The sequence below is a fragment of the Sphingomonas sp. QA11 genome (genome assembly GCF_028473665.1).
GTDB lineage: Bacteria > Pseudomonadota > Alphaproteobacteria > Sphingomonadales > Sphingomonadaceae > Sphingomonas > Sphingomonas phytovorans.
Genome location: NZ_CP098774.1, coordinates 5,213,191 through 5,239,435 on the forward strand (window position 1 = coordinate 5,213,191; position 26,245 = coordinate 5,239,435).

The following is a 26,245-nucleotide window of genomic DNA, read 5'->3' on the forward strand; positions in this document are numbered from 1 at the left end:
ATAGTGGGAGTCGATATGCGGACGTCGCTGGTGCAGTTCATCGATGCCGGAGGCACGCGCGGCGTGGCCGTGCTGCGCGGCGATCAACCGCCGCAACGGCTGGCGGGCGTGGAAAGCGTGCGTGCGCTCGCCGAGGCGGCGCTGGCGGCCGGCAACGGCCTGGCCGATCAGGCGGCGCTGGCCGGTTATGCGGGCGTGGTCGATCTCGATACGGTCGCCTTGCTGTCGCCGATCGACCATGGCGATCCGGCGCATCTGCTGCTGACGGGCACTGGCCTCACCCATCTCGGCTCGGCCGAGGGACGCGACAAGATGCACCGCTCGATGACCGAGGCGGCGCAGCAGACCGATTCGATGCGCATGTTCCTGATGGGCGTGGAGGGCGGCAAGCCCGACGCGGGTGAGACCGGCGCTCAGCCCGAATGGTTCTACAAGGGCAATGGCGAGCAGCTTGCCGCGCCCGGCGCACCGTTGCGCTCGCCCGCCTTCGCGCTCGATGCGGGGGAGGAGCCGGAGATCGCCGGCATCTATCTCATCGACAGCGAGGGTAATCCGGTCAGGCTCGGCTTCGCCATCGGCAACGAATTCTCCGATCATGTGACGGAGCGCGGCAATTATCTCTGGCTTGCCCATTCGAAGCTGCGCGCCGCGGCATTGGGGCCGGAACTGCTGCTCGGCGATCTGCCCGAGGATATCCGTGGCACCAGCCGGATCGTGCGGAACGGCGAGACCTTGTGGGAACGTCCGTTCGTGACGGGCGAGGCGAACATGTCGCACAGCATCGTCAATCTCGAACATCATCATTTCAAATACGACCTGTTCCGCCATCCCGGCGACGTGCATGTCCATTTCTTCGGCACGGCGACCCTGTCCTTCTCTGAAGGCATCCGTACCGAGCCGGGGGATGTGTTCGAGATCGAGGCGCCGCCGTTCCGCCTGCCGGCGCGCAATCCGATCGTGATCGAACAGGCACGTGATGTTCGGATAAGGATACTCTAGGGGTATCGCGATACGGCTCGTTTCGCGAAGATAGCGGGCCGAACGGAGGGAAGGCGGATGGGGAACACGTGACGCCGGGACAGCAGCCAAAAGGGCGCCGGATCCACGGCACGATCGCGCATGATCTGGGCGTCGAGATCGTCACGGGGGTGTACAAGCCGGGCGATGTCCTGCCGGGCGAGATCGAGTTTGCCGAACAACTCCACGTGTCGCGCAGCGTCTATCGCGAGGCGGTGCGCATGCTGATGGCCAAGGGTCTGGTCGAAAGCCGGCCCAAGGCTGGCACCAGCGTCAGCCCGCGCAGCCGCTGGAACCTGCTCGATCCCGACGTGCTTGCCTGGATGTTCGAGGGCGAGCCGAGCGAGGTGTTCATCCGCAGCCTGTTCGAGCTGCGCATGATCGTCGAGCCAGCCGCCGCGGCGCTCGCGGCGGAGCGCCGGACGGGCCGTGAACTGGCGCAGATGGGGCATGCGCTTGAGGAGATGGGGCGCTACGGTCTCGCCACGCCCGAGGGACGGGTGGCCGACCAGCATTTCCATCACCTGATCCTGGAGGCGACGCGCAACGAGCCGCTGACCACCTTGTCGAGCACCATCGCGGCGGCCGTCGGCTGGACGACGATCTTCAAACAGCGCAACCGCAAGCTGCCGCGCGACCCGTTGCCCGAGCATCAGCTGCTCTACGATGCGATCGCCGATGCCGATCCGGAGGCCGCGCGTTCCGCCATGGCCGAGCTGATCCGCCGCGCGCTTGAGGATACGGAACTGGCCATGGAGCCGGGTGAGGGCTGAGAGTTCCCCCTCTCGCTTTTCTCTCCTCTGACCTTCCCCGGCGGGGGCCGGGGTCCAGTCGGGAAGGCCCTTGTGATGACGCATGGCGTCCGTTTCTCGACGTTCCCCAACTGGACTCCGGCCTTCGCCGGGGAAGGTGAGGGGAGGCAGGTAGGGATAATAACTCCTACAAATTTCTTGACCAGGGCGATCCCACCGCCATAGCCTCGCGCCGTTTCGGGAAAGGCGCGACCGGAAAGGTCGCCGCGCGGAGGGAAGGTGTCAGTGGCAACGCTCGCTCAAATCGTTGCTCGCCTGTCCGCGCTGATGTTCATCACAATATCCGGTGCGTCCGGCGCACAGGCCCAGACCGCGCCGCGCGAGCGGATTTCGATCAATGCCGGCTGGCGTTTCCATATGGGCGACCCCGCCGGCGTGACCGGCCTGTCCTATAACGTGCGGCCGGAGATCGGGAAGAGCGAGGACGGCAAGGCTGCCGATGCCCGGCCCGACGAGGCCAGGGCAGTCACCGCCGCCGGCCAGGCGGTGCTCAAGCCCTGGATCCTCCCGAGCGCCAACGCCTTCATCCGCGACCCGGCGAAGCGGCATGTGCGACCGGCGGGTAATCCCGGCGGCGATGTTTCCTTTGTCCAGGCCGGTTTCGACGACAGCGCATGGCGGAAGGTGACCCTGCCGCACGACTGGGCGATCGAGCGGCCCTTCCTGACCAGCGGTCCTTATGGCGGCATGGGCCGGCTGGAGAGCTGGGGGATCGGCTGGTACCGCAAGGCGCTCGACATTCCGGCGCGCGACAAGGGCAAGTCGGTGTTCCTCGATGTGGACGGTGCAATGTCCTATTCGGCGGTGTGGCTGAACGGGAAACTCGTCGGCGGCTGGCCCTATGGCTATAATGGCTGGCGGCTCGACCTGACCCCCTATCTGGCGTTCGGCGGCAGGAACGAGCTAGTCATCCGCCTCGACAATCCGCCTGAATCGGCGCGCTGGTATCCCGGTGGCGGGCTCTACCGGAATGTCTGGCTGACCAAGACCAGCCCGGTTCATATCGGCCAATGGGGCACGCGGGTGACCACGCCCGACGTTTCGAAGGCCTCGGCGACCATCGCGCTCGACGTGTCGCTCGACAATGAATCCCGGGCCGAGGCGAGCGCCAGCGTCAGCACCGACATTTATGCGCTGGACGCGGCGGGCCGGAAGACCGGCGCCATCGTCGCGCGCATCGCGCCGACCAGCGCGCGTATCGCGGCGGGCGCCAGCACGACGGTCGCCGGGTCGACTGCGCTCGCCAATCCCCGTCTCTGGGGCCCACCGCCGACTCAGCAGCCAAACCGCTATGTCGCGGTCACCATTGTCTCGCTCAACGGCAGGATGGTCGACCGTTATGAAACGTCGTTCGGCATCCGCACCGTCACCTTCGATGCGAACAAGGGCGTGTTCGTCAATGGCGAGCGCATCGACCTGAAGGGCGTCAACAACCATCACGATCTCGGCGCGCTCGGCGCTGCGTTCAATGTCCGCGCGGCGGAGCGCCAGCTCGAAATGCTGCAGGAGATGGGCAGCAACGCGATCCGCATGAGCCATAATCCGCCCGCGCCGGAGCTGCTTGAGCTGACCGATCGCATGGGTCTGCTGGTGATCGACGAAGTGTTCGATGTGTGGGAGCGCAAGAAGACCCCGCTCGATTTCCACCTGATCTTCCCCGACTGGCATGAGGCTGACCTGCGGTCGATGCTGCGCCGCGATCGCAACAATCCGTCGGTCATCCTGTGGAGCGTCGGTAACGAAGTCGGCGAACAATATACCGGGGAAGAGGGCGCAGCGATCGCCAGGGGCCTTGTGCGGATGGTGCGCGAGGAGGATCCGACCCGCCCGACCACGACCGCGATGAACTATGCCAAGCCCGACATGGCGATGCCCGGCACGGTCGACGTGATCGGCCTCAACTATCAGGGCACCGGCGTGCGCGCCTATCCCGGCCAGTTCGCCGCCTTTCACGAAAAATATCCCGACAAGGTGATCATGAGCACCGAGAGCGCGTCGGCGCTCAGCAGTCGCGGCGACTATCTCTTCCCCGTGATGGGCGCGATCAGCGGGCCTGTCCGCCCAGGTTCGGGCGGTGACCCGGACACGAAACAGGTCAGCGCCTATGAACTCCATGCCGCCGATTTCGGCTCCTCGCCCGACCGGGTCTTCGCGACGAACGACCAGAACCCGTTCGTCGCGGGCGAATTCGTCTGGACCGGGTTCGACTATCTCGGCGAGCCGACGCCCTATTACGCCGCGCGCAGTTCCTATTCCGGCATCATCGATCTGGCGGGATTCAGGAAGGATCGCTTCTGGCTTTACCAGGCGCGCTGGCGGCCTGCCCTGAAATTCGCGCACATCCTGCCGCACTGGACCTGGCCCGGCCGCGAGGGGCAGGTCACCCCGGTCCATGTCTTCACCTCGGCCGACGAGGCGGAACTGTTCGTCAACGGCATGTCGCAGGGCAGGAGGACGCGGGCGCCCTATGAATATCGCTTCCGCTGGGATTATGTCACCTACGCGCCCGGCGAGGTGAAGGTCGTTACCTGGAAGGGCGGCAAGCCATGGGCGACCGAGATCGTGAAGACCACAGGCGCCCCCGCCGGGCTGGAGGCGACGCCCGACCGCGCGCGGATCAGCGCCGATGGCCGCGACCTGTCCTTCGTCACGGTGCGCGTCACCGACAAGGACGGGCTCACCGTGCCCCGCGCCGACAATGCGGTCAGCTTCACGATCGACGGCCCGGGCGAGATCGTCGCCACCGACAATGGCGATCCGGCCAGCTTCGAATCCTTCCAGTCGCCGACGCGCAAGGTGTACAACGGCCTTGTCCTGGTCGTGGTGCGCGCGATGCCGGGCAAGCCGGGCGCGATCACGCTGCACGCCCGGTCCGGGGCACTCAGGGGTTCCACGATAGTGCTGAAGAGCGTGGCCGCTGTCACGCAGACCTTGCGCTAGGGCAGGGTTCGTTTCGAGCGCTGTGCGATCCTCAACCACTACCGTCACCCCGGACGTGTTCCGGGGTCTATCGTTCCGCAAACGCAACCGGTGCGGCGCCTGCTGAGACTTGGATGCCGGAACCAGTCCGGCATGACGGGCTAGGTGTCAGTGGTTGTCCCTTGGCAACCCGCGCGTCTGGGCGATCCGCTGATACTGCTCCGATCCTTCAAGGATCGCGCCGCTGTCGAGTTGCCCGACGACCGCGCGCTGGATTTCTTGCCACGGCGTCTGCGAGGCGGGATAGGCATAGCCGCCCGCGTCCATCAGCACGCGGCGGCGCTCGGCCAGTTCCTCGTCGCCGATCAGCAGGTTCGCCGTGCCCGCGCGCAGATCGATCCGCACCCGGTCGCCGGTGCGGATCAGCGCGAGGCCGCCATTGGCCGCCGCCTCGGGCGAGGCGTTCAGGATCGAGGGCGATCCCGAGGTGCCCGATTGTCGCCCGTCGCCGATGCACGGCATGGCGTGCACGCCTTCGCGGATCAGATAGGCGGGCGGGCGCATGTTCACGACCTCGGCCGCGCCGGGATAGCCGATCGGCCCGGCACCGCGCATGAACAACAGGGTCTCGCGCGTGATGCCGGTTGCCGGATCGTCGATCCGCGCGTGATAATCCTCGGGCCCGTCGAACACGACCGCCGGCCCCTCGAACGCATCCGGATCGGCCGGGTCGGAGAGATAGCGGTCGCGGAATTCCCGCGAGATCACGCTTGTCTTCATGATCGCGGCGTCGAACAGATTGCCCTTCAGCACGACGAAGCCGGCATCCTCCATCAGTGGGGTGGCGAAGGGGCGGATCACATCCGCATCCTCGATCACGGCGTCACGGCAATTGTCGCCGATGGTGCGGCCGTTGGCGGTGATCGAATCCTCGCGGATCAGCCCGGCGCGCATCAGCTCGGCCACCACCGCGGGCACGCCGCCGGCATGGTAGAAATCCTCGCCGAGATACGCACCCGCCGGCTGCAGGTTGACCATCAGCGGCACGTGATGGCCGTGCGTCTGCCAGTCGTCGAGCGGCAGGTCGACGCCGATATGGCGCGCGATCGCGGCGAGATGGATCGGCGCATTGGTCGATCCGCCGATCGCCGAATTGACCACGATCGCATTGGTGAAGGCATCGCGCGTCAGGATGTCGCTTGGCTTCAGGTCCTCTGCGACCATCTCGACGATTCGCTTGCCGGTGCGGTATGCGATTTCCTGGCGGTCGCGGTATGGCGCGGGGATCGCGGCCGATCCGGGCAATTGCATGCCCAGCGCCTCGGCCAGGCTGTTCATCGTCGTCGCCGTGCCCATGGTGTTGCAATAGCCGGTCGAGGGTGCCGACGAGGCGACGAGCTTAACGAAGCCGGCATGGTCGATCTCGCCCGCCGCGAGCAGTTCGCGCGCCTTCCACACGATCGTGCCCGATCCGGTGCGTTCGCCCTTGTGCCAGCCATTGAGCATCGGCCCGACCGAGAGGGCGATGGCGGGGATGTTCACCGTCGCCGCCGCCATCAGGCAGGCGGGCGTTGTCTTGTCGCAGCCGATCGTCAGCACCACGCCGTCGAGCGGATAGCCGTACAGCACCTCGACCAGCGCCAGATAGGCGAGGTTGCGGTCGAGCCCGGCGGTCGGGCGCTTGCCGGTTTCCTGGATCGGATGGACCGGGAACTCGATCGCGATGCCGCCCGCTTCGCGAATGCCCTCGCGCAGCCGTTCCGCCAGCACGAGGTGGTGGCGGTTGCAGGGCGACAGGTCGGAACCGGTCTGGGCGATGCCGATGATTGGCTTGCCCGATTGAAGCTCCTCCTGGGAGAGGCCGAAATTCATGTAGCGCTCGATATAGAGCGCGGTCATGTCGATATTGGCGGGGTTGTCGAACCAGGCGCGCGACCGGAGGCCGGCAGGGGGTGTTTGGGTCATTGGTGGCGGGGTCCGTTCATCGCGCCACCGACAGGCGATAGATCATCAGGTGGCGATAGGGCTTGCCCGGATCGACCCGCGCCGAGCCGAAGGCGGGCTGGTTGGGCGTATCCGGGAATTTCTGCGGTTCCATCGCGACGCCGTCACCCATGCGATAGACATGGCCGTGCTTGCCGATCAGCGTGCCGTCGAGGAAATTGCCGGTATACAGTTGCAGTCCGGGCTCGGTGCTGAACACTTCGAGCACGCGGCCGGACTCACTGTCCTCAAGCCGGGCGGCGAGCTTGGGTTCAGTCGTCAGCCCGGCATCGATCGCGAAGTTGTGATCATAGCCGCGGCCCGCCACGATCTGCGGGTCGCGACCGTCGCGCACGCCGTCGGCGAGCGTGCGGCCCTTGCGGAAATCGAACACGCTTCCCTCGACCGGGCGCAGTTCGCCGGTCGGGATCAGGGTCGCGTCGACCGGCGTATAGGCGCGCGCGGGCATGGTCAGCTTGTGGCCGAGCGCACCCAAGGGCGATCCTTCGCCAGCGAGATCGAAGATCGCGTGGTTGGTCATGTTGACGATGGTCGGCTTGTCGGTCGCGGCCTTATATTCGATCGACAGCGATCCCTTCTCGTCCAGGCCATAAATGACGGTCACGTCGAGCTTGCCGGGATAGCCCTGGTCCCCGTCAGGACTGACATAGGCGAAGGTCACGCGGGCAACGGGCCCGTTTTCGACCGAGACGACGCGCCACACGACCTTGTCGAAGCCCTTCGTGCCGCCATGAAGCGAATTGGGGGCATTGTTGATCGGCAACTGCCAGGTCTTGCCGTCGATCGAGAAGCGGCCCTTCGCGATCCGGTTGGCATAGCGGCCGACCGTCACGCCGAAGAAATTGGGCTTTCCGACATAGCTGGCCAGGTCGTCATAGCCGAGCACCACATCCGCCGGCTTGCCGTTGCGGTCGGGCGCGATCAGCGATTGCAGGGTCGCGCCATAGCTCAGGATGCGCGCCTTCACGCCATTGGCGTTGGCCAGCGTGATCGCCTCGACCTTCGCGCCGGCGACCTCGCCCACGGTCTCCCGCGCCGCCGATGCGGCATGGGCGTTCGCCGCCACCGCGACTGTTCCGATCGCCGCCAGCATGATCAAACTCTTGTGCATGAATATCGCCCTCCACCGCAGCCGCTCGAACCGGCGGCGTTGACCGCGATTTTGCTTGCATATACTCAGACAAAAAACAAGCGATGCAGCAGAGGATGTGAGAATGGCGGGACCGGCAATCGATACATCGACACCGCTCGCGGCGGGCACGGGGTCGGGTTCCGCCGGGTCGGGCTATCGCGCCACGCTGAGCCTGCTCGCCACCCTGTTCTTCATGTGGGGGTTCATCACCGTCATCAACGGCACGCTGCTGCCGCACCTGCGCAGCGTGTTCGATCTCAATTATACCCAGACAACCTTGATCGAGTCGGTGTGGTTCATCGCCTATTTCTTCGCGTCGATCCCTTCGGCGATGCTGATCGAGCGGATCGGCTACAAACGCTCGATCGTCGCCGGCCTGATCATCATGGCGTTCGGCGCGGTGATGATGGTGCCGGCGTCGATGATCCCCTCCTATTGGGTCGTGCTGGCGGCCTTGTTCGTCATCGCCGCCGGCATCACGCTGCTTCAGGTCGCGGCCAACCCCTATGTCGCGGTGATCGGATCGCCCGAGACATCATCCTCGCGGCTGAATCTGGTCCAGGCCTTCAACTCCATGGGGACGACCTTCGCGCCCCTGTTCGGCGGCTATCTCATCCTTGGCCGCAGCACGTCGGGCAACGCCGCGGCGGGCGCGGTGCTGACCCCGGCCGAGCGTCTTGCCGACGCGCAGTCGGTGCAGCTTCCCTATCTGATCGTGGCGGCCGTGCTGGTCGTGCTCGCGGTGGTCATCGCGCGCTTCCGCCTGCCCGACATGAACGCCTCGACCCGGGGCCGTGCGCAACAGGAACGGCGAGGCCATAGCCTGTGGCGGCACCGCAACCTGGTGTTCGGCGTGCCGGCGATCTTCATCTACCTGATCGCCGAGATCGGGGTCGGCAATTTGTTCATCAACTTCGTCTCCGCGCCGGAGATCGGCAACCTGACTCATGCCCAGGCTTCCAACTATCTTTTCCTGCTCTGGGGCGGGATGATGGTCGGGCGCTTCCTGGGCAGCGTCCTGATGCAGCGCGTTGCCGCCGAGCATGTGCTGGCGGCATTCAGCATCGGGGCGCTGGTCGTGATGCTGGTCGCGACCTTCACCACCGGCCCCGTCGCGATGTGGGCGCTGATCTCGGTCGGGCTGTTCCACTCGATCATGTTCCCCACGATCTTCACCCTCGGCATTCGGGGCCTTGGCCCGCTGACCGAGGAAGGATCGGGCCTGCTGATCATGGCGATCGCCGGTGGCGCGCTGGTGATCGTCCAGGGCTGGCTGGCGGACGCCTATGGGTTGCAGATGTCGTTCCTGCTGACCGCCGCCTGCGAACTCTATGTGCTGTTCTATGCGGTGTACGGTTCGCGGTCGACGGCGGCCGAGACCGCATAGATACCCATAGACACTGGCGGTTTAGCGCCGGCGGTCAGTGGCCCGCCGGCCGCAGGCTGCTCCCGGCCTTCCAGGCGGGGGCAGCTTCCTGGTCGGCCACGCGCTCGACCAGCGTCTTGAAGAAGCGGTTGAAATCGGCCGCTGCCTTCCAGTCGATGTGCTGGTGCGGATCATCCAGCGGCGTATGGTAGCCGGTCCTGTACCACTGGCGGTAAATACGCTCGCTTTCAGTTCCCGGCCGGTACCCGAAGACGAAGGCGGTCGCTGGAATGCCGGCCTGCAGGAACGGCCATTGATCGGAGCGGCGCAGCAGATTGCGCGCCGGCTCCGGATCGTGCTGGACGGCGATGTTCATGCCGTTGGCGACGGCGCGCACGTCGTCGCCCAGGCTTGTATCGTCCAGGGCATGGACAGTGAGCAGGTCGAGCGGAAAGATCGGGCGCAACTGGTCGAGGTTGATATTGGCCGCGATCGAGGTCCTGGGCAGCGTCGGGTGGGCGACGAACCAGGTCGACCCGAGCAGGCCCTTCTCCTCCCCCGTGAAGGCAGCGAAGATCACCGGGCGGCGATATCCCTTGCCCCGGCGCTGCTCCGCCACCCGGATCAGCAGCGCGACATAGGCTGCGTCATCCAGCGTGCCGTTGTAGAGGCCGTCGCCATTGACCGGCGTGCCGAACCCATAGCCGTCGAGATGCGCTGAAAGGACGATCGCCTGATCGGTGCTCGCAGGGTCGCTTCCGGGCAGCAGGCCGATCACGTTGGAGGAGGTGATCTGCCGCCGTTTCACCGTGAACGTCGCATGGAAGGATTCGCGGATGTCGAAGCCGGGGAGGGGCTCGCCGGCGCTCCCCTTCGCAATGAGATCGCCAGCATCGGGCCCATGGTCGCCGATCGCCTTTTTCAGGGCATCGGCCTTGAGCCGCAGGCGCAGGAAGCCATCGGTATCGGGCGAGGCGTTCGCGAGCGTCACTGAACGGGCATAGGCGAAGGGCCAACGCGGCGGTTCGATGGCGAAGCCCGGATCGGCGATCGTCGCAAGGCCGATGCCTCCCGCTGCCTTGACCGCCGCGATCCGCTCGGCGGCGCCGGGCAGGCCGGGCCGGTTCACGCCGTGGCATATCACGATCTTGCCGCGGACGTCGCCAAGCGCCGCCGCGCCGCAATAACCGCGATAGGCGAGCGGCGCATCGACCGTCACCGGCATGGCGTTGGACGGGTCGACGGTGATGTCCTGGAGGAAGACGAGCGGACGATCGCCGACGCCGATGCCGGCGCGTTCGATCGCGATTTCGTTCATCGCCACCGGCTGGAACCAGCTTCCCTTGTCGCCGAGCGGCTTCAATCCCGCCGCCTTGAATTTGTCGGCGACCAGTTGCGCCGCGCGATCATATCCTGCCGAGCCGGTGTCCCGGCCCTCCATCCTGTCGTTCGACAGCGCCTCGGTGATTGTCCACCAGGCGCGGGTTTCGGCATCGGGGCCCTGTCCCGGCGCGGCGGCGGCCTGCCATGCGAGCAGCAGTGCGGCCGGAAATGCCATGATCGCGGCTGTCGAGAATTTCATGCTGCCCCCGTGCTTGTTTCAGGCAAGTCGTATCGGACGATCGGCGCGATGGCGAGAGAGCGTCGCGGGGCTCGACGTGCGATCCGTGTCGGCGTCAGTGCGCCGATGCGCCCTCCGCGCCGATCCCCGTTTCCGAGCGTACCCGCTGTTCCAGATATCCGCCCCGATCCACCGCCGCGCGCCGCGACGTGTCGAGTTTCGACACCAGCCAGATGGTGAAGAACGCCAGCGGCACGGAGAAGATCGCGGGCGACGAATAGGGGAAGATCGCCTTGTCGTGATGCAGGATCGCCACCCAGATCGCCGGCGACAGGATCGTCAGCACCAGCGCGGTCAGCAGGCCGATCGATCCGCCGACCACCACGCCCCGCGTCGTGCAGCCTTTCCACAGCAGCGACAACAGCAGCACCGGGAAATTGCCCGACGCAGCCAGCGCGAAGGCGAGGCTGACCATGAAGGCGACATTCTGCTTCTCGAACAATATGCCGAGCAGGATCGCCACCACCGCCAGCACCAGCACGGTGCGCCGCGACACACGCAGCTCCGCCGCTGAATCGGCCTTACCCTTGCGGAACACCGTCGCATAGAGATCGTGACTCACCGCCGACGCGCCCGACAGGGTCAGCCCGGCCACCACCGCCAGGATCGTCGCGAACGCCACCGCCGAGACGAAGCCGAGGAAGATGTTCCCCCCGATCGCCTGTGCAAGATGGATCGCCGCCATGTTGCCGCCGCCGCGCAGCGCGCCGGTCGAGTCGAGATAACCCGGATCGGTCGCCACCAGCACGATCGCGCCGAAGCCGATGATGAAGGTCAGCAAATAGAAATAGCCGATCCATCCCGTCGCCCACAGCACTGAACTGCGCGCCGCCCTGGCATCGGGCACGGTGAAGAAGCGCATCAATATATGCGGCAGGCCGGCGGTGCCGAACATCAGCGCCATGCCGAAGGAGATGGCCGAGACCGGGTCCTTGATGAAATTACCCGGCCCCATGATCGATCGCCCGCGCTCCGCCGCTTCCGGCGCCGACAGGCCGGTCGCCACGGCGAGATCGGTCTTCACCTGCACCGCGCGGGCGAACAGCGCCTCGGGCGAGAAGCCGAACCGTGCCATCACCATGAACGCCATGAAGCTGGCGCAGCCGAGCAGCAGCACTGCCTTGATGATCTGCACCCAGGTGGTCGCGGTCATCCCGCCGAACAGGACATAGAGCATCATCAGCACGCCGACGATGATCACGGCATAGGCATAGTCCAGCCCGAACAGCAATTTGATGAGCTGCCCGGCGCCGACCATCTGCGCGATCAGGTAGAACAGCACGACGACGAGCGTGCTGAGCGCCGCGAAGCTGCGCACCGGCGTCTGCGCGAAGCGGAACGAGGCGACATCGGCAAAAGTGTAGCGGCCGAGATTGCGCAGCCGTTCCGCCATCAGGAACAGGATGATCGGCCAGCCGACCAGGAAGCCGATCGAATAGATCAGCCCGTCATAGCCATCGGCGAAAATCTGCGCCGAGATGCCGAGGAACGAGGCGGCCGACATATAGTCGCCCGCGATGGCGAGGCCGTTCTGGAAGCCGGTGATGCCGCCGCCCGCCGTGTAGAAATCGGATGCGGTCCGCGTCCGCCGCGCTGCCCAGCGGGTGATGCCGAGCGTCAGGATCGCGAAGGCCGCGAACAGGACGATCGCGGTCCAGTTTGTCGCCTGCCGCACCGTCTGCCCCGCGACGCCGTCGGCAAGGGCGGGGGTGGCGATCAGCAGGGCGGCGGAGAGAAGCGCGACGGCGCGGGCGAGCTTCATTCGCCTTCGCCCTCGACCAGGCTCTGCACCAGCGCGTCATAGTCGCGATTGGCGCGGCGCACATACAGGCCGGTCAGCCCGATCGCGAGCAGGATCACGCCGAGCCCGACCGGAATGCCGATCGACGTCACGCCCGATCCGATCGGCGCGGCAAGCAGGCTCTTGTCGAAGGCGATCAGCAGGATGAAGCCGAAATAGGCGACCAGCATGATGCAGGTCAGCGTCCAGGTGAAACGCCCGCGCCGGCGCGTCAGCGCGAGATATCGCGGGTCGGCCGCCACGCGTGCCAGACGTTCTGAATCGGCCATCGCACTCTCCCCCTGCCGCTCGTTGGCGGTAGCGTTACCAAGCCCAATCACCGACGCGATGCAAGACCGCAATTGGACTGGCGGTCAGGTCCTTGTCCCAAGCGCGGTGCGCCAGGGGCGGGCGAGGCCGTGATAGAGCCGTTCCTTGCACACCAGGGCCGACACCGCATGCGCGATCAGCGCGGCGAGGAACAGCGGCAGGATCAGGCCGCGGCTCGCCGTCGCCTCGACGATGATGATCACCGCGGTCAGCGGCGCGCGGACCACGCCGGTGAAATAGGCGACCATGCCGAGCAGGACGACGGCGCCGCCCGGATCGCCGGGAAACATCGGCCGGAGCAGCGCGCCGAGCCCCGCCCCGGTGGCGAGCGACGGCGCGAAGATGCCGCCGGGCAGCCCGGATGCGGCGGTCGCCAGGGTCGTTGCGAATTTCGCGGGGCCGAACCAATAGGGCGCGTTGGTGCCGTCGATGATCGCGCGCGCCGGGGCATAGCCGGTGCCCCAGGTCAGGCCGGTCGAGACGCCGACGACGGCCACGATCGTGCCGCACAGCAACGCCCAGGCCACCGGCCGGCCCTTCAGGAACGGAATCCACCGGTCGCGTGCCGCGCCGATGCCCAGCATCGCCCGGGCGAACAGCCCGCCGGACAGGCCACCCAGCACGCCGGCGACGGGAGCGACCTGCAGGGCGGCGCCGACCTTCATCGTCTCGCCGACCGCGCCGAAATAGACATAGTCGCCCGCCAGCCCAAGGCTGACGATGCCCGCGATCAGGATCGTGGTCATCACCAGCAGCGCGACGCGTTGTTCATAGGCGTCGGCCAGTTCCTCGATCGCGAAGGTGACGCCGGCCAGTGGCGTGTTGAACGCGGCCGCCACGCCAGCCGCGCCGCCCGCAATGATCATCGACGCCCTGATCGGCGCGCGGAACAACCGGCTGTGCCAGTTGAGGATCGCCGCCGAGATCTGCACCGTCGGCCCCTCGCGGCCGACCGAGGCGCCGCACAGCAATGCCGCGACGGTGAAGGCACCCTTGAGCAACGCCGCCTTCAGCGAGATCAGCAGGCGTCCGGCGCGCGCGGGATCCTGTGCCGCCGCGATCACCTGCGGGATGCCAGATCCAGCGGCTTCCGGGGCAATCCGCCGGGTCAGCCAGACGATCAGCACGAAACCGGCGGGCGTCAGGACTAGCGGCAGCCACCAATGGCCGCGGGCCATACCGCCGAACAGGCTGCTGGCTGCGTCGGCAAGCCTGGCGAACAGCAGCGCGGCGAGGCCGATCGAGACCGCGCCGGTGCCCATCGCGATCCGCCGCCGCCATACCGCTGACGCCGGGCCGTGACGCCGCAGCAGCACGCGCCAGCGCCTGTTCAGGGGAAGCCTCATGGCGACGTCCTATCCGTCCCGGCCGTTTCGCGCCACCGTCGCATAGCAGCGCGGGATTTGCACGTGGCCGCAAAAGGCTCCTAATGCCGCCACTTCGGCCTGAGGGCGCAGTGGGAGATGTAGCGATGTCGATCGCCCAATCGTATCCGGCGGCTGAACACCGCTGGCAACGCACCGTGCTCTATCGCTGGTGGCGCCGCGCCGTCGTCGGGTCGGTCGATCACGCCGAAGTAAAGACGCGCATCGAGGAGGAGAGTGGCTGGTCGCCGCGCTACGCCTTCATGATCACCATGTCCGCCGGGATCGCGGTGCTTGGCCTGCTGCTCTCGTCGCCCGCAGTGGTGATCGGCGCGATGCTGATCTCGCCGCTGATGAGCCCGATCCTCGGCCTGGGGTTCGCGCTGGCCCTGTTCGACCTGGCGGAGGCGCGGCGTGCGCTGGTCGCGCTGGCGATCGGCACCGCCCTGGCGGTTGCCTTTACCGCGCTGCTGGTCCTGCTCTCGCCACTCAAGGCGCCGACGGCGGAAATCCTCGCGCGGACCAGGCCGAACCTGTTCGACCTGATGGTCGCGCTGTTCGCGGCGCTGGCCGGTTCCTTCGCGGTCATCCGGGGCAAGGGCGAGACGATCGTCGGCGTCGCCATCGCGACCGCGCTGATGCCGCCACTCGCCGTGGTCGGCTATGGTCTCGCGACCTGGAACATGCCGGTGCTGGGCGGTGCCTTCGCGCTGTTCGTCACCAATTTCATCACCATCGCCCTGTCAGCGACGGTGATGGCCCGTTTCTACGGTTTCGGCCATCGCCTCTCCAGCCAGCAGAGCTGGGCGCAGACCATCGTCCTGTTGCTGGTATTCGTCGCCATGGCGATACCGCTCGGCTTCTCGCTCAGCCGGATCGCGGGCGAGGCGGTGACGGCGACGCAGGTGCGTGCCTTCCTCTCCGACCGGTTCGGGGAGAAGGCGCGGGTGACCCAACTCGATATCGATTTCGACAGCGATCCGTTGCTGGTGCGCTCGGTCGTCATCGCGCCGCGCGCGGCCGCTATCGCCAACGCGCCGTTGCAAACGGCATTGTCGGATCGGCTCGGGCGGCCGGTCAGCCTGCAGGTCGATCAGGTGCTGCTCGATCCCGGCGCCGGTACGATCGAGGCGCAGCGTGCCGAAATCCAGCGCGTACTGACGGCAAGTGACGCGGAAAATGCGGAGGCGCGGAGGATCGCGACCCTGGTGGCGATCGGTGCGGGCGTCGCATCCGACGAAGTGACGATCGATCGCGACCACCACCGTGCGACGGCACGGGCGAACGCGCTGCCGGGCGCCACCTCGGCAACCTATCGTGCGCTGGAGGAGCGCCTGGCCGAATCCGCCAAGGGCTGGCAAATTGTCCTTGTCCCGCCGTTCGGCGGTTTCCCGCAGATCCGTTTCGGTGGCGATTCCGATAGCCTGGACGATGTAGCGCGAGAGGCGGTGCTGTTGTCGGCCTGGGAGGCTAAACGCTGGAATATCGCCGCGCTTGCGGTGCCGGGGCTGCCCGAAGATGCCGAGCCTGCCAGACCGAGCCTGATTCAGCGCCGCGCCCTGGCCATCGCGGCGCTGTTGCGGGCACAGAATGTCCGGGCCGTGCCGGCCCGTGCGGCGGGAGCCGTCTTCGCGCTGGCGCCCGGCGACGTGGCGGGGCGATAGCAGCGCGCGGCGCGCGTCGATCTGTCGACGACGTCGCGGCGGACGCACCGATTGAGCTATGCGCCGCATGCGCTATGGTAGCGGTATCTTGATCCGCTTCCGCTGAAGAGGCGGGGATAGGAACCGATCGCCCCTAGGCGACGGCAACATTGCCCAGGAGAAGATGGTGAGAGGCTACAGACTCTATTTGTCGTTCGCGGCGACGGCGTTGCTGTTTCAACCGATCGTGGCCGGGGCGCAGGCCCGCCGGGTCTGGACGCGAAGCTGGCAGGCGGTGCCGATGGAGATGCCAGCGCCCGTGGCGCGGCCGGGCCAGTCAGGTCCACCGCCACAGCCGGCGCCACCTCCTTCGGCCGACGCCACGTACCGCATGACGGCGCGCCTCTCCGCCGGCGGCACGATCCTGCGGTTGCGGCTCTCCAACGAAATGTGGACGGCGCCCTTGCCGGTCGGCGCGGTCCATGTCGCGCTGGCCGGCCCGGACGGGGAGATCGTTGCCGGCACTGATCGCGCCGTTACCTTCGGCGGTGATGCCTCTCCCGTCATTCCGGCCGGTGCGCCGCTGATCAGCGATCCGGTCGCGCTGAAGGTCGCGCCGCTGGCCCGGATCGTGGTCAGCATTCATGTGCCGGGCGACACGCCCCATCTCTCGGTCCATCAACTCGGCGTGGCGACGACGCGGATCGTCCCTGGCAACCAGGCATCGGCCCCCGTGCTGGCGGCTGGCGGGGCGACCAGCACGATGCGCTATCTCCTCACCGCGATCGATGTGGCGGGTGGTCCGGCCACCGGCACGATCGTGACGATCGGCGATTCGATCACTGACGGCGCCGCTTCCAGCAAGGACGCCGATCGCCGCTGGCCTGACATTCTGGCGGAGCGGCTGAACAAGGCGGGCAAGAACGGCTTCGCGGTGGCCAATGCGGGCATCTCGGGCAATCGGCTGCTCAAGACCGGGGCGGGGCCGGCCGCGCTGGCGCGGTTCGACCGCGACATATTGTCGGTGCCCGGCGTTCGCTATGTCGTGATCCTCGAAGGCATCAACGATATCGGCAGCGCGAAGGGTGCCGGCAGCGCGCCGCCGACCGTGGCCGATATCACGGGCGCCTATCGCCAGATGATCGATCGCGCGCATGATCGCGGTATCAAGGTGATCGGTGCGACCGTGCTGCCCTACAAGGGTGCTGGCTATTACGCGGCCGACGGCGACGCCGTGCGCGTCGCGGTCAACACATGGATCCGCGCGCCAGGCCATTTCGACGGGGTGATCGATTTCGATCGGGCCGTCGCCGACAAGGCCGATCCGCTCCGCATGGCCAAGGCCTATGACAGCGGCGACGCGCTCCACCCCGGCGATGCGGGCTATCGCGCGATGGGCGAGGCGATCGACCTGAACCTGTTCCGCTGATCCCGCCTCTCGGAGACTTCCGCATGACACGAACTGAAAAGAGGCGGGCGGGCCTCGTTGCGCTAGCCGTCTGTCTCTCCGCCGCGGGAACGGCGCAGGCGCAGCAGATCGCCTTCACCTGGGACGACCTTCCTTCCCATGGCGCGCTGCCCGAGGGCATGACCCGTGTCGAGATCGGGGACAGGATCATCGCTGCGTGGAAGGCGGCGAAGCTCCCCCCGGTCTATGGCTTCGTCAATGGCGCGCGCACCGTGGAGGAACCTGAATCGACCATGGTGCTCGATCATTGGCGCGCCGCCGGCCTGCCGCTCGGCAACCATGCCTGGTCGCACATGAACCTCGCGACGCACAGCGCGGCCGAGTTCGAGCAGGACGTGATCAAGGGCGAGGGTGTCGTCGCCGGCCGGATGAAGGGACTGGACTGGCACTGGTTCCGCTATCCCAATCTGTCGGAGGGCGAGACGCCGGAGAAGAAGGCGGCGGTGCGCAAGCTGCTCGCCGATCGCGGCTATCGCATCGCCGGCGTCACGATGAGCTTCGGCGATTATATGTGGAACGCGCCCTATGCCCGCTGCGTCGCGAGGAAGGATGATAAGGCGATTGCCTGGCTGGAGAAGAGCTATCTCGCCGCCGCCGACGACAGCATCACTTATGGACGCACTGTCTTCAAATCGCTGCTCGGCCGTGACATCCCCTATGTGCTGTTGATGCATGTCGGCGCGCTGGACGCGGTGATGCTTCCCCGGCTGATCGACCTCTACAGGCGCCGCGGCTTCACGTTCGTAACGCTCGAACAGGCTCAGCGCGATCCCTGGTACAAGGGCTATATGAATCCGCGCTTGCCCGACGCGCCGGTTGGGCCGGAAGCGCAACTCCGGGCGAAGGGCCTGCCGGTGCCCACGCGGCATGATTACGGGCCTGAGCTGGAGGCGATCTGCAAATAGGACGCCTTCCAGTATCGACGGAGCCGGGAGATCGGGAAGCGTGGCATCATCGTCGCAATCGCGTGCATGTGTCCTCGGGTTTCGGCTATAGGATAGTGTGAGAGTCGTCGGACGGTGGCCTTGCGGGCGCCCGGCCTTTTGTGTTTCATCGGGCGCGTGGCACGGGGAATGGCATGACCGACGTCAAGCTTGCCATTGCCGGAGCTCAGCCTGACCAGCCCGGGCCGTGGACCGCGCTTGGCGCCCTGGGCATTGTCTTCGGAGACCTTGCGACAAGCCCGCTCTATACCTTGCAGACCGTGGTCCAGGCCACGGGCGGCCACTTTACCGCCCAGAGTGCGCTCGGGATTCTGTCCCTGATCGTCTGGACGCTCATCGTCACGATTTCGGTCAAATACTGCCTTTTCGTAATGCGGGCGGACAATCACGGGGAGGGCGGCATCTTGGCGCTGATGTCGCTGGTCGGCGCCAACACCCTGCGCGGCCGGGCGGCGGGGCTGACGTTCATGGGCCTGCTCGGCGCCGCGCTCCTCTATGGCGACGGGATCATCACCCCGGCGATTTCAGTGCTGAGCGCGCTTGAGGGCGTCAACGTCGTAACCGACGCGTTCAAGCCGCTGGTGATGCCGCTCGCCGTCGTCATTCTGCTGCTGCTCTTCGGTGTTCAGCGTTTCGGCACGGCGAGGATCGGTCGCGCCTTTGGCCCGATCATGCTGCTCTGGTGCGTGGTCATCGCCCTTCTCGGCCTGACCGGTGTCATTCGTCAGCCACAGGTTCTGCTGGCGATCGACCCTCGTCACGCAATCGATTTTCTCGGCCACAGCGGCACCAGCGGCTTCCTGGTGCTGGGTGGCGCCTTTCTCTGCATCACCGGCGGCGAGGCACTCTACGCCGATATGGGCCATTTTGGTAAAGGCCCGATTCGTCTGTCCTGGTACGCGATCGTGTTGCCGGCCTTGCTGCTCAGCTATGCGGGGCAGACCGCGCTCCTGATGGAAAGGGGGACGATCCAGGGCAATCCGTTTTTCGAACTCGCGCCTTCCTGGGCCATCTATCCGCTGGTCGTGCTGGCGACCGCCGCCACGATCATCGCGAGTCAGGCGATCATCACCGGTTCCTTCTCGATGACCCGCCAGGCCATGCAGCTGGGATGGTTGCCGGGCCTCAATATCCGCCAGACCTCGGACAGGATGTACGGGCAAATCTATGTGCCGGTCGTCAACTGGCTGATGATGGCGGCAACGCTTGGCGTCGTGATCGGGTTTGGCAGTTCCGACCGCCTGGCCGGCGCCTATGGCACGGCGGTTTCCACCACCATGCTCCTCACCACCTGTTTGCTGTTCACGGCGATGCGCAAGGTGTGGCGCTGGTCGTTGCCGGCGTCGTTGGTCGTGGCGGGCATCTTCCTGGTCGTCGATATCAGCTATTTCAGCGCCAATCTGCTGAAGATCGCCGATGGCGGCTGGCTGCCGCTCACCTTCGGCGCGATCGTGTTCGGCATCATGGCCATCTGGCGGACCGGCATCGATGCCGTCCATGCGAGCCTTGGCCGATTGTCGGTGCCGCCCAGGCGGTTCCTCGCCGATCTGGATTCGGGCCGTATCTCGCGGGTGCCGGGCACGGCGATTTTCCTGACAAAGGCGACCGACCAGATTCCGCCCATCATGATTGATCACGTCAGGCATATGGGCGCGCTTCACCATAATGTGATCGCGCTCACCGTCCTGTTCGAGGAAACGCCGCGTGTTCCCGACGAGGAGCGCTGCGCGGTCGAGCTGATCGCCACCGACTTCTGGCATGTGACGATCCGGTTTGGTTTCATCGAGATTCCAGACGTCGCCGCCGCGCTGAAGCGGGTGAAAGGGCTGGGCGGATCAATCGATCTCGACAAGGCCGTCTATTTCGCGATGCGTGATCTCGTCGTCTCTGAACCCAGGGCATCGATCCTGTCGCGCTGGGCGCTGCCGCTTTTCGCCTTTCTCTACCGCAACGCGGTAAGAGCGGTCGATCGCTTCAGCCTCCCGCCCGCCAATGTGGTCGAAGTCGCGCGGCAGATAGAAATCTGATGGCGACATCGCACGCCGCGGCGACCGCGAAAACCGTACAGGAGGATGGTCGGCTCAGTGCTTGCAGTGGCGATGCGGGCGAACGGGGCAATGGGTGGGAATTTCCGATCACCACACGCAGGCAATCAAGTATAGCGTCCCCTTAGCACCGCATGCCTATGCCCGGTGACGGTTCGCGGACCCGTGGGCCGCCCTTTTCACGAGAAAGGCACGCGGCGTTTCCGGCATCGCCTGGTGCACCCGGTTTCGTCCGGCATGCTTCGCGGCGTAGAGCGCGGCGTCGGCCGCCGCGAACAGGGCCTCGGCGTCGAATGCATGGGGATCGAGCGTTTCCGCGATGCCCGCCGAGGCGCTCAGTCGCAGCAACTTGTCGCCCCATATGATCGGCATCGACAGGCGCTCCAGACCGCGCTCGACGCGCTGTTGCAATGGCTTGTCCGGCGATCCGGGGCCCGTCAGCACGGCGAACTCGTCGCCGCCGATCCGGGCGACCATCAGCGCGTCGCTGAATCCGGCGCACAACCGGTCCGCCACCGATTCAAGGCAGGCGTCGCCCGCCGCATGGCCGTGCCGGTCGTTGATCTGCTTGAATCCGTCGATGTCGAACAGGATCAGCGCACCGAGCGGCGTCATCGGCGCCGCGCAATCGAGGAAGCGGCTCTGGAACAGCTGGCGATTGGCCAGGCCGGTCAGCGGGTCCTGCTCGGCGATCCGGCGCATCGTTTCAAGCCGGGCCTTGTCCTCGGTGATATCCTGTTTCAGGCCGTAGAGGCGGACAGGCCGGCGCCCGTTACAGGCCACGTCGGCGGTCAGCCGCATCCAGCGTTCCGCGCCGTCGGTGCGGACGATCCGCGCGTCGAGCGTGAAGGGCCGGCAGCGCGCGATCGCATCGGTGCGCAGCCGCTCCATCGTCGCGCGCGATTCCTCGCCGTACATGGAGAGGGTATCGCGCCGGTCGATCCTGGCACCGCGCGGCAGCCCGAACAGGTCGTAGGTACCGGATGTCCAGTGCAGCGTGTCGTCCGCCAGGTCGCAACACCAGGCGCCGACCCCCGCCAGCGCCATGGCGCAATCGAGCAGATCCCCCGATCCTGCCCCTTGCTCGATGCCGGCATGCTGCGCCTGGCGGATCCATTCGAGGCTCACTGCGCGGTTCCCCACCGCGCACCGCCTCTACTGCACGAGCCCTTCATAGCATCAAGCTAAACGGAACTCCTTAACGGAGAGTAAGGATTCGAAGAAATCGGCACGCTCGATGTCGTTTATTCGGCGGGGGTGCCGGGGCGCGGAATTCGCGCGATGGCCGGCGCGGATCGCACGCCTGCGCCGGTCGTCCGACGCTTCTCTGCTGCAGCGCGGCACATAAATTAAAACTGTAGCAAAACAGACTCCGGGACGTCTTGGACAGCCCCTACGCGCCGCGCATCGAGCGGCCCTGACGAGGGGGCCGCCAAATTGGGGAAACACGATGCGCAAATCGGTTACGTGCCTGCTCACCGGAGCGGCTTCGGCGGCGGTTCTGGCCGCCATGCCGGCCTGGGCCAGCGAAGACGCCGCGCCCGCCAGCACCGTGGCCGCCGCGACGCCGGCCGCCGACGCGGAAACGCCGGCTGAACCCGGCACGGCCAATGACGACATCGTCGTCACCGGGCGTACCACGCGATCGGTCACTCAGGTCACGGGCGTCGAGATCCAGAAGATCCTGCCCGGCGTCAGCCCGCTGAAGGCGATCCAGACCCTGCCCGGCGTCACGTTCCTGACCGCCGATCCCTGGGGCAACAACGAACAGAATATCTCGCTGTTCGTTCACGGCTTCAGCGCGTCGCAGCTGGGCTACACGCTCGACGGCGTTCCGCTCGGCGACCAGACCTATGGCAATTATAACGGCCTGTCGCCGCAGCGTGCGATCATCTCCGAGAATGTCGGACGCGTGACGCTCGCTTCGGGCTCGGGCGATCTCGGCACTGCATCGACCAGCAATCTGGGCGGCACGATCGACACCTTCTCGAGCGACCCCAAGGCGAAGATGGGCGCGACGATCGACCAGACGATCGGCAGCTATTCGACCTTCCGCACCTTCGTCCGCGTCGACAGCGGCACCTTCGGCAACGGCAATTCGCTGTATCTCTCCGGCGTGCGCCAGGATGCGCGGGCATGGGACTTCAACGGCAAGCAGGGCGGATACCAGGCGAACGGCAAGTTCGTGCACGAGGACTCGACCGGCAAGCTGACCATCTACGGCGCCTATTCGGACAAGACCGAGCCGAACGAGGACGCGACGGTGATCAACATCTCAAAGGGCGAAACCCCCGATAAGGTCCCCTATACGCGTCCATTCTTCTATCCCGATTTCGCGGGTATGCAGACCTATCTCAGCTCCGGCGCATACAAGGCCGCAGTCGACAATTACCGCAATTATTACAGCGACGCGCAGCGCACCGACTATCTCGGCTACATCAAATATGACTGGAACGTCAGCGACAAGATCGTCTGGTCGAACCAGGCCTATTATCATCATAATGACGGCGTCGGCGTGGTCGCCGGCCCGATCGACGTGGCCGGCCTGCCGGGCCTGTTCGCGAAATATTTCCCGACGCTGACCGCGGCGCAGCTCAGCACCCAGTTCGGCGGTTCGGGCCTTGCCACGCGCACGACCGAATATCGTATCGATCGCGAGGGTCTGCTCTCGACCCTCCAGGTCGAGCTCGGCAATCACCAGATCGAACTCGGCGGCTGGTATGAGCATCAGAGCTCGTCGGCGTTTCGCCGCTGGTACGCGCTCGACGTCAAGAATCCGAGCTCGCCCTATACGCGGCCGCTCGATCTCGCCGCGCCGCAGATCACCCAATATGGCAGCGAAGTGCGCGTCGACGAAATCCAGACGCATCTGCAGGACAGCTGGAAGATCCTGCCCAACCTGACGGTCATCGCCGGCTTCAAGAGCACGTTCCAGCGCGCGAAACAGGCGGTGCCGGTGCAGCCGATCCCCGGTTCCTTCACCGGGTCGACCGCGCTGCCCGTGGGCAAGCTCAACACCGACATGGCGTTCCTGCCGCAGGTCGGCGCCCTGTGGGAAGTGAGCGGCAGCGAGCAGATATTCGTCAACGCGCAGCAGAACATCCGCCAGTTCCAGACGAGCGCGGCCAGCGGCCTTTCCCCCTTCGCGCTGGGCAGCCAGCAGGTGTTCGACGATTTCAAGGCGACGGTGAAGCCCGAGACGAGCTGGACCTATGAAATCGGCGCGCGCACCCGGCGGTCGTTCCAGTTCGGGCCGATCACCGGTTTCGAAGGGCAGATCAGCTATTATCACGTCGATTTCAGCAACCGCCTGCTCGCGATCAGCCCGACCACGGTGATCACCTCGATCGCCAGCGGTGCTGCGATCCTGCAGAATGTCGGCGGCGTGAAGACCGACGGCATCGACATCGCCGGCACGCTGCGCTTCGGCGAGCATTTCTCGATCTACAACGCGCTGTCGTTCAACCATTCGCGCTTCCAGGACAATTACCGGGTCGGCATCGCGCAGACGCTGGTACCGACGGCGGGCAAGAACGTGCCGGGCTCGCCCGACATGCTCAACAAGACGGTGGTCTCCGCCAATTACGGCATCTTCGACGTGCAACTGGTCGGTGACTATCTCGGCAAGCGCTATGCGACTTTCACCAACGACCTGTCGGTCCCGGGCTATTTCACCCTGGCCGGCCGCATCGGCGCCTCGATCCCGCTCTCGAACGGCGCGTTCGTGAAGCGCATCGGGGTTAGCCTGAACGTGACCAACATCACCGACAAGAAGGGCGCGTCGACGCTGAGCATCGCTCAGCCGACCAACACCTACAACGCCTTCCCGCTGGCGCCGCGCCAGGTGTTCGGGACGGTGAACGTCGGATTCTGACGGAAGCCGCGCCGCGCCGTCAGCCGACGGCGCGGCCCTTCGCCTTGCCAGGTGTAGGCCGGCTCGACCGAGTGACGACTAGAACAGGCTCCACAACGGGCTGCGCGGGTCCGACAGGAGCTTGACCGTCAGCGCGAACGACATGACGACGAGAAGCGGGCGAACACCCCGGCCGCCAAAGCGAATGGCAAGCCGGGCGCCGACCTGGTTGCCGGCGACATTCGCCGCGGCCATCCCGAACCCGAGCAGCCACAGCACCTTGCCGCCCACGATCATGGCGGAGAGGCCGGCGACATTGGTCGCCAGGTTGATGAACTTCGTATTCGCGATCGCGCGCACGAGACCAAGGCCCCCGAGGGCGACCAGGGCGGTCGTCAGGAACGAGCCGGTGCCGGGGCCGAAGAAGCCGTCATAGAATCCGATGCCGGTGGTGACGGCGGTAAGCCCAAGCCGCCCCAGGCGGGCATGGCGATCGACCTCGCTCATTGGCGGGGCCAGGAGGAAATAGAGGCCCATCGCGACCAGCAGGACCGGCACGAATGCCGACAGGAGCGAGGGGTCGATATATTGCACGGCCGTCGCCCCGGCGACGGAGCCGATGAATGCCCCGGCGGCGGGGATCAGGAAAAGCCGCAGATCGACCTTCCCCGCCCGCAGGAATGTCAGGAACGCGGATGATGTGCCGATGGTGCTCTGGAGCTTGTTGGTCGCCAGCGCGGCAACCGGCGGCACGCCGGCCGCCATCAGCGCTGGAATGGTCAGCAGCCCGCCGCCGCCGGCCAGTGCATCGATGGCACCGGCGACAAAGGCGATGGCGACAAGAAAGAGGATTGCATCGACGGTCAACTGCACACCGGCCCGCTAGCGCGGTTCGACCGCCCGGCAAAGCCTTACTGCTACTTTAACCCGGCGGTTTGCGAACAAGGGACTCCGAACGTGGCGAGCCTATGCCTCCGTGCCCTCAGGTGAATCGCTCAACTGCCTGAGGAGTGCCTCGGCAAGCGGTTCGGCGCTGATCGGATTCCGGCCGGTGATGAGCTCGACCCCGACCGGGCGGAGGAGCTCTGCGCCCTGTCGCGCGGCACTATCGAGATGTATATCGCCAATCTGGAAGCCGCACTGAACATTTGAGGCCGAACGTCCGTGCCGTCATTTGAGTATGTGAGCGGTCAACGGATATCCGGATGATTCTGGGCCTGTCAGGTCGCGTTTACTTCCCGTTCTCGTACTTTCCGTTCTTGCAATGTCGGATCATCGGTGCTGCCCTGGCGCGAACGCGGGAGGGTGATGATGCTGCTTTGGACGCTTCGACTTGTGCGGGTAAACGGGATCGCGTTGACGGCGCTGTGGTCCATCTCGGCTGCATCGGCCGATGCCACCGAAATCTCTTATTCCTACGATGCCATGGGCCGACTGGTGTCGGTATGCGAAGCGGCCCCGAACGCTGGTGAACTGACGACCTATCAATATGACGCGGCAAGCAACCGGAAGCGCTATTCCCACCAGCGTGTCGACCAAAGCCTTGCAGTGGAAACCAGTATCCTGTCCCCTAACGGGAAGGTCATGTTCCGCATGCAATCCGATGGCAACCTGGTTGTCTACGGCGATCTCGGATCAGGCTGGGTGCCGCTGGGGTGGGCGACGAACACGGTTGGCACCGGGGCGAACGTCGCCGCTTTTCAAAGTGACGGCAATCTCGTTCTCTACGGCCCCAGCGGGGCTATCTGGAGTTCCGAGACCTGGAGCAGTCATTGCGCGACGCTGTCGGTGCAGAACGATGGCAACGTCGTGATAAAGAACATCCAGGGCAATATCGTTTGGTCCACCAATACCGGAGGGCATTAGGGTCGCCGCGTCGTAGCCCGCGATAGCTGATCGTGTCCTGGGCTCTTCCGGGGCAACGACAAATCCGGGAGATGGAACCGA

Annotated in this window: 18 protein-coding genes; 10 read left to right on the forward strand and 8 right to left on the reverse strand. The window is 66.0% G+C overall.

Annotation, left to right across the window (positions count from 1 at the left end; genetic code table 11):
- The first annotated feature begins 15 nt into the window (after nt 1-15).
- From araD1 to galB, 3 genes are all read left to right on the forward strand, one after another.
- The gene (araD1, locus tag NDN01_RS24165) at nt 16-999 is read left to right on the forward strand and encodes an AraD1 family protein (RefSeq protein WP_272624766.1); all 984 of its coding nucleotides are present in this window, start codon (nt 16-18) and stop codon (nt 997-999) included.
- A 68-nt stretch (nt 1,000-1,067) separates the two neighbouring features.
- The gene (locus NDN01_RS24170) at nt 1,068-1,790 is read left to right on the forward strand and encodes a FadR/GntR family transcriptional regulator (protein WP_272624767.1); all 723 of its coding nucleotides are present in this window, start codon (nt 1,068-1,070) and stop codon (nt 1,788-1,790) included.
- 264 nt (nt 1,791-2,054) lie between these two features.
- The gene (gene galB, locus NDN01_RS24175; RefSeq protein WP_272624768.1) at nt 2,055-4,769 is read left to right on the forward strand and encodes a beta-galactosidase GalB; all 2,715 of its coding nucleotides are present in this window, start codon (nt 2,055-2,057) and stop codon (nt 4,767-4,769) included.
- 147 nt (nt 4,770-4,916) lie between these two features.
- Here galB and NDN01_RS24180 read toward each other — a convergent pair whose 3' ends face one another.
- Both NDN01_RS24180 and NDN01_RS24185 read right to left on the reverse strand, forming a co-directional pair.
- Nucleotides 4,917-6,713: an IlvD/Edd family dehydratase gene (locus NDN01_RS24180; RefSeq protein WP_272624769.1), complete on the reverse strand. Its 1,797-nt coding sequence runs from the start codon at nt 6,711-6,713 to the stop codon at nt 4,917-4,919.
- A 16-nt stretch (nt 6,714-6,729) separates the two neighbouring features.
- Nucleotides 6,730-7,863: an aldose epimerase family protein gene (locus tag NDN01_RS24185; RefSeq protein WP_272624770.1), complete on the reverse strand. Its 1,134-nt coding sequence runs from the start codon at nt 7,861-7,863 to the stop codon at nt 6,730-6,732.
- Between the two features lie 103 nt (nt 7,864-7,966).
- Between NDN01_RS24185 and NDN01_RS24190 the strand changes: the two genes are divergently transcribed.
- The gene (locus NDN01_RS24190) at nt 7,967-9,271 is read left to right on the forward strand and encodes a sugar MFS transporter (RefSeq protein ID WP_272624771.1); all 1,305 of its coding nucleotides are present in this window, start codon (nt 7,967-7,969) and stop codon (nt 9,269-9,271) included.
- A 34-nt stretch (nt 9,272-9,305) separates the two neighbouring features.
- Here the strand turns inward: NDN01_RS24190 and NDN01_RS24195 are convergent, their stop codons facing one another.
- From NDN01_RS24195 to NDN01_RS24210, 4 genes are all read right to left on the reverse strand, one after another.
- Nucleotides 9,306-10,832 (reverse strand): M28 family peptidase, encoded by a 1,527-nt coding sequence (locus NDN01_RS24195; protein WP_272624772.1) that lies wholly within the window; start codon nt 10,830-10,832, stop codon nt 9,306-9,308.
- Nucleotides 10,833-10,926: 94 nt separating this feature from the next.
- Nucleotides 10,927-12,633 (reverse strand): cation acetate symporter, encoded by a 1,707-nt coding sequence (locus NDN01_RS24200; RefSeq protein WP_272624773.1) that lies wholly within the window; start codon nt 12,631-12,633, stop codon nt 10,927-10,929.
- Complete coding sequence (locus tag NDN01_RS24205) at nt 12,630-12,941, reverse strand: DUF485 domain-containing protein (protein ID WP_272624774.1); 312 nt, start codon at nt 12,939-12,941, stop codon at nt 12,630-12,632. Before NDN01_RS24205 ends, NDN01_RS24200 begins: the two co-directional genes overlap by 4 nt.
- 84 nt (nt 12,942-13,025) lie before the next feature.
- Nucleotides 13,026-14,327, reverse strand: coding sequence for a chloride channel protein (locus NDN01_RS24210; protein WP_272624775.1), 1,302 nt, complete (start codon nt 14,325-14,327; stop codon nt 13,026-13,028).
- A 125-nt stretch (nt 14,328-14,452) separates the two neighbouring features.
- Between NDN01_RS24210 and NDN01_RS24215 the strand changes: the two genes are divergently transcribed.
- The 4 genes from NDN01_RS24215 to NDN01_RS24230 all read left to right on the forward strand — a co-directional run bounded on the left by NDN01_RS24215 (nt 14,453) and on the right by NDN01_RS24230 (nt 20,427).
- A complete protein-coding gene (locus NDN01_RS24215) occupies nt 14,453-16,009 on the forward strand; it encodes a DUF389 domain-containing protein (protein ID WP_272624776.1) in 1,557 nt (518 codons plus the stop codon).
- 163 nt (nt 16,010-16,172) lie between these two features.
- Nucleotides 16,173-17,417 (forward strand): SGNH/GDSL hydrolase family protein, encoded by a 1,245-nt coding sequence (locus NDN01_RS24220; protein WP_272624777.1) that lies wholly within the window; start codon nt 16,173-16,175, stop codon nt 17,415-17,417.
- A gap of 23 nt (nt 17,418-17,440) precedes the next feature.
- Nucleotides 17,441-18,361 (forward strand): polysaccharide deacetylase family protein, encoded by a 921-nt coding sequence (locus tag NDN01_RS24225; protein WP_272624778.1) that lies wholly within the window; start codon nt 17,441-17,443, stop codon nt 18,359-18,361.
- A 173-nt stretch (nt 18,362-18,534) separates the two neighbouring features.
- Nucleotides 18,535-20,427, forward strand: a complete 1,893-nt coding sequence (locus tag NDN01_RS24230; RefSeq protein WP_336298328.1) for a potassium transporter Kup — start codon at nt 18,535-18,537, stop codon at nt 20,425-20,427.
- A 156-nt stretch (nt 20,428-20,583) separates the two neighbouring features.
- On the opposite strand, the gene NDN01_RS24235 is transcribed toward NDN01_RS24230, so the two are convergent.
- Nucleotides 20,584-21,573: a GGDEF domain-containing protein gene (locus NDN01_RS24235; RefSeq protein WP_272624779.1), complete on the reverse strand. Its 990-nt coding sequence runs from the start codon at nt 21,571-21,573 to the stop codon at nt 20,584-20,586.
- A 322-nt stretch (nt 21,574-21,895) separates the two neighbouring features.
- Here NDN01_RS24235 and NDN01_RS24240 point away from each other — a divergent pair, with 322 nt between their 5' ends.
- Complete coding sequence (locus tag NDN01_RS24240) at nt 21,896-24,319, forward strand: TonB-dependent receptor (protein ID WP_272624780.1); 2,424 nt, start codon at nt 21,896-21,898, stop codon at nt 24,317-24,319.
- A gap of 78 nt (nt 24,320-24,397) precedes the next feature.
- Here the strand turns inward: NDN01_RS24240 and NDN01_RS24245 are convergent, their stop codons facing one another.
- On the reverse strand, nt 24,398-25,171 hold the full coding sequence (locus NDN01_RS24245; RefSeq protein ID WP_272624781.1) for a TSUP family transporter: 774 nt from the start codon (nt 25,169-25,171) through the stop codon (nt 24,398-24,400).
- A 432-nt stretch (nt 25,172-25,603) separates the two neighbouring features.
- Here NDN01_RS24245 and NDN01_RS24250 point away from each other — a divergent pair, with 432 nt between their 5' ends.
- On the forward strand, nt 25,604-26,164 hold the full coding sequence (locus NDN01_RS24250) for a hypothetical protein (RefSeq protein ID WP_272624782.1): 561 nt from the start codon (nt 25,604-25,606) through the stop codon (nt 26,162-26,164).
- Nucleotides 26,165-26,245: the final 81 nt, after the last annotated feature.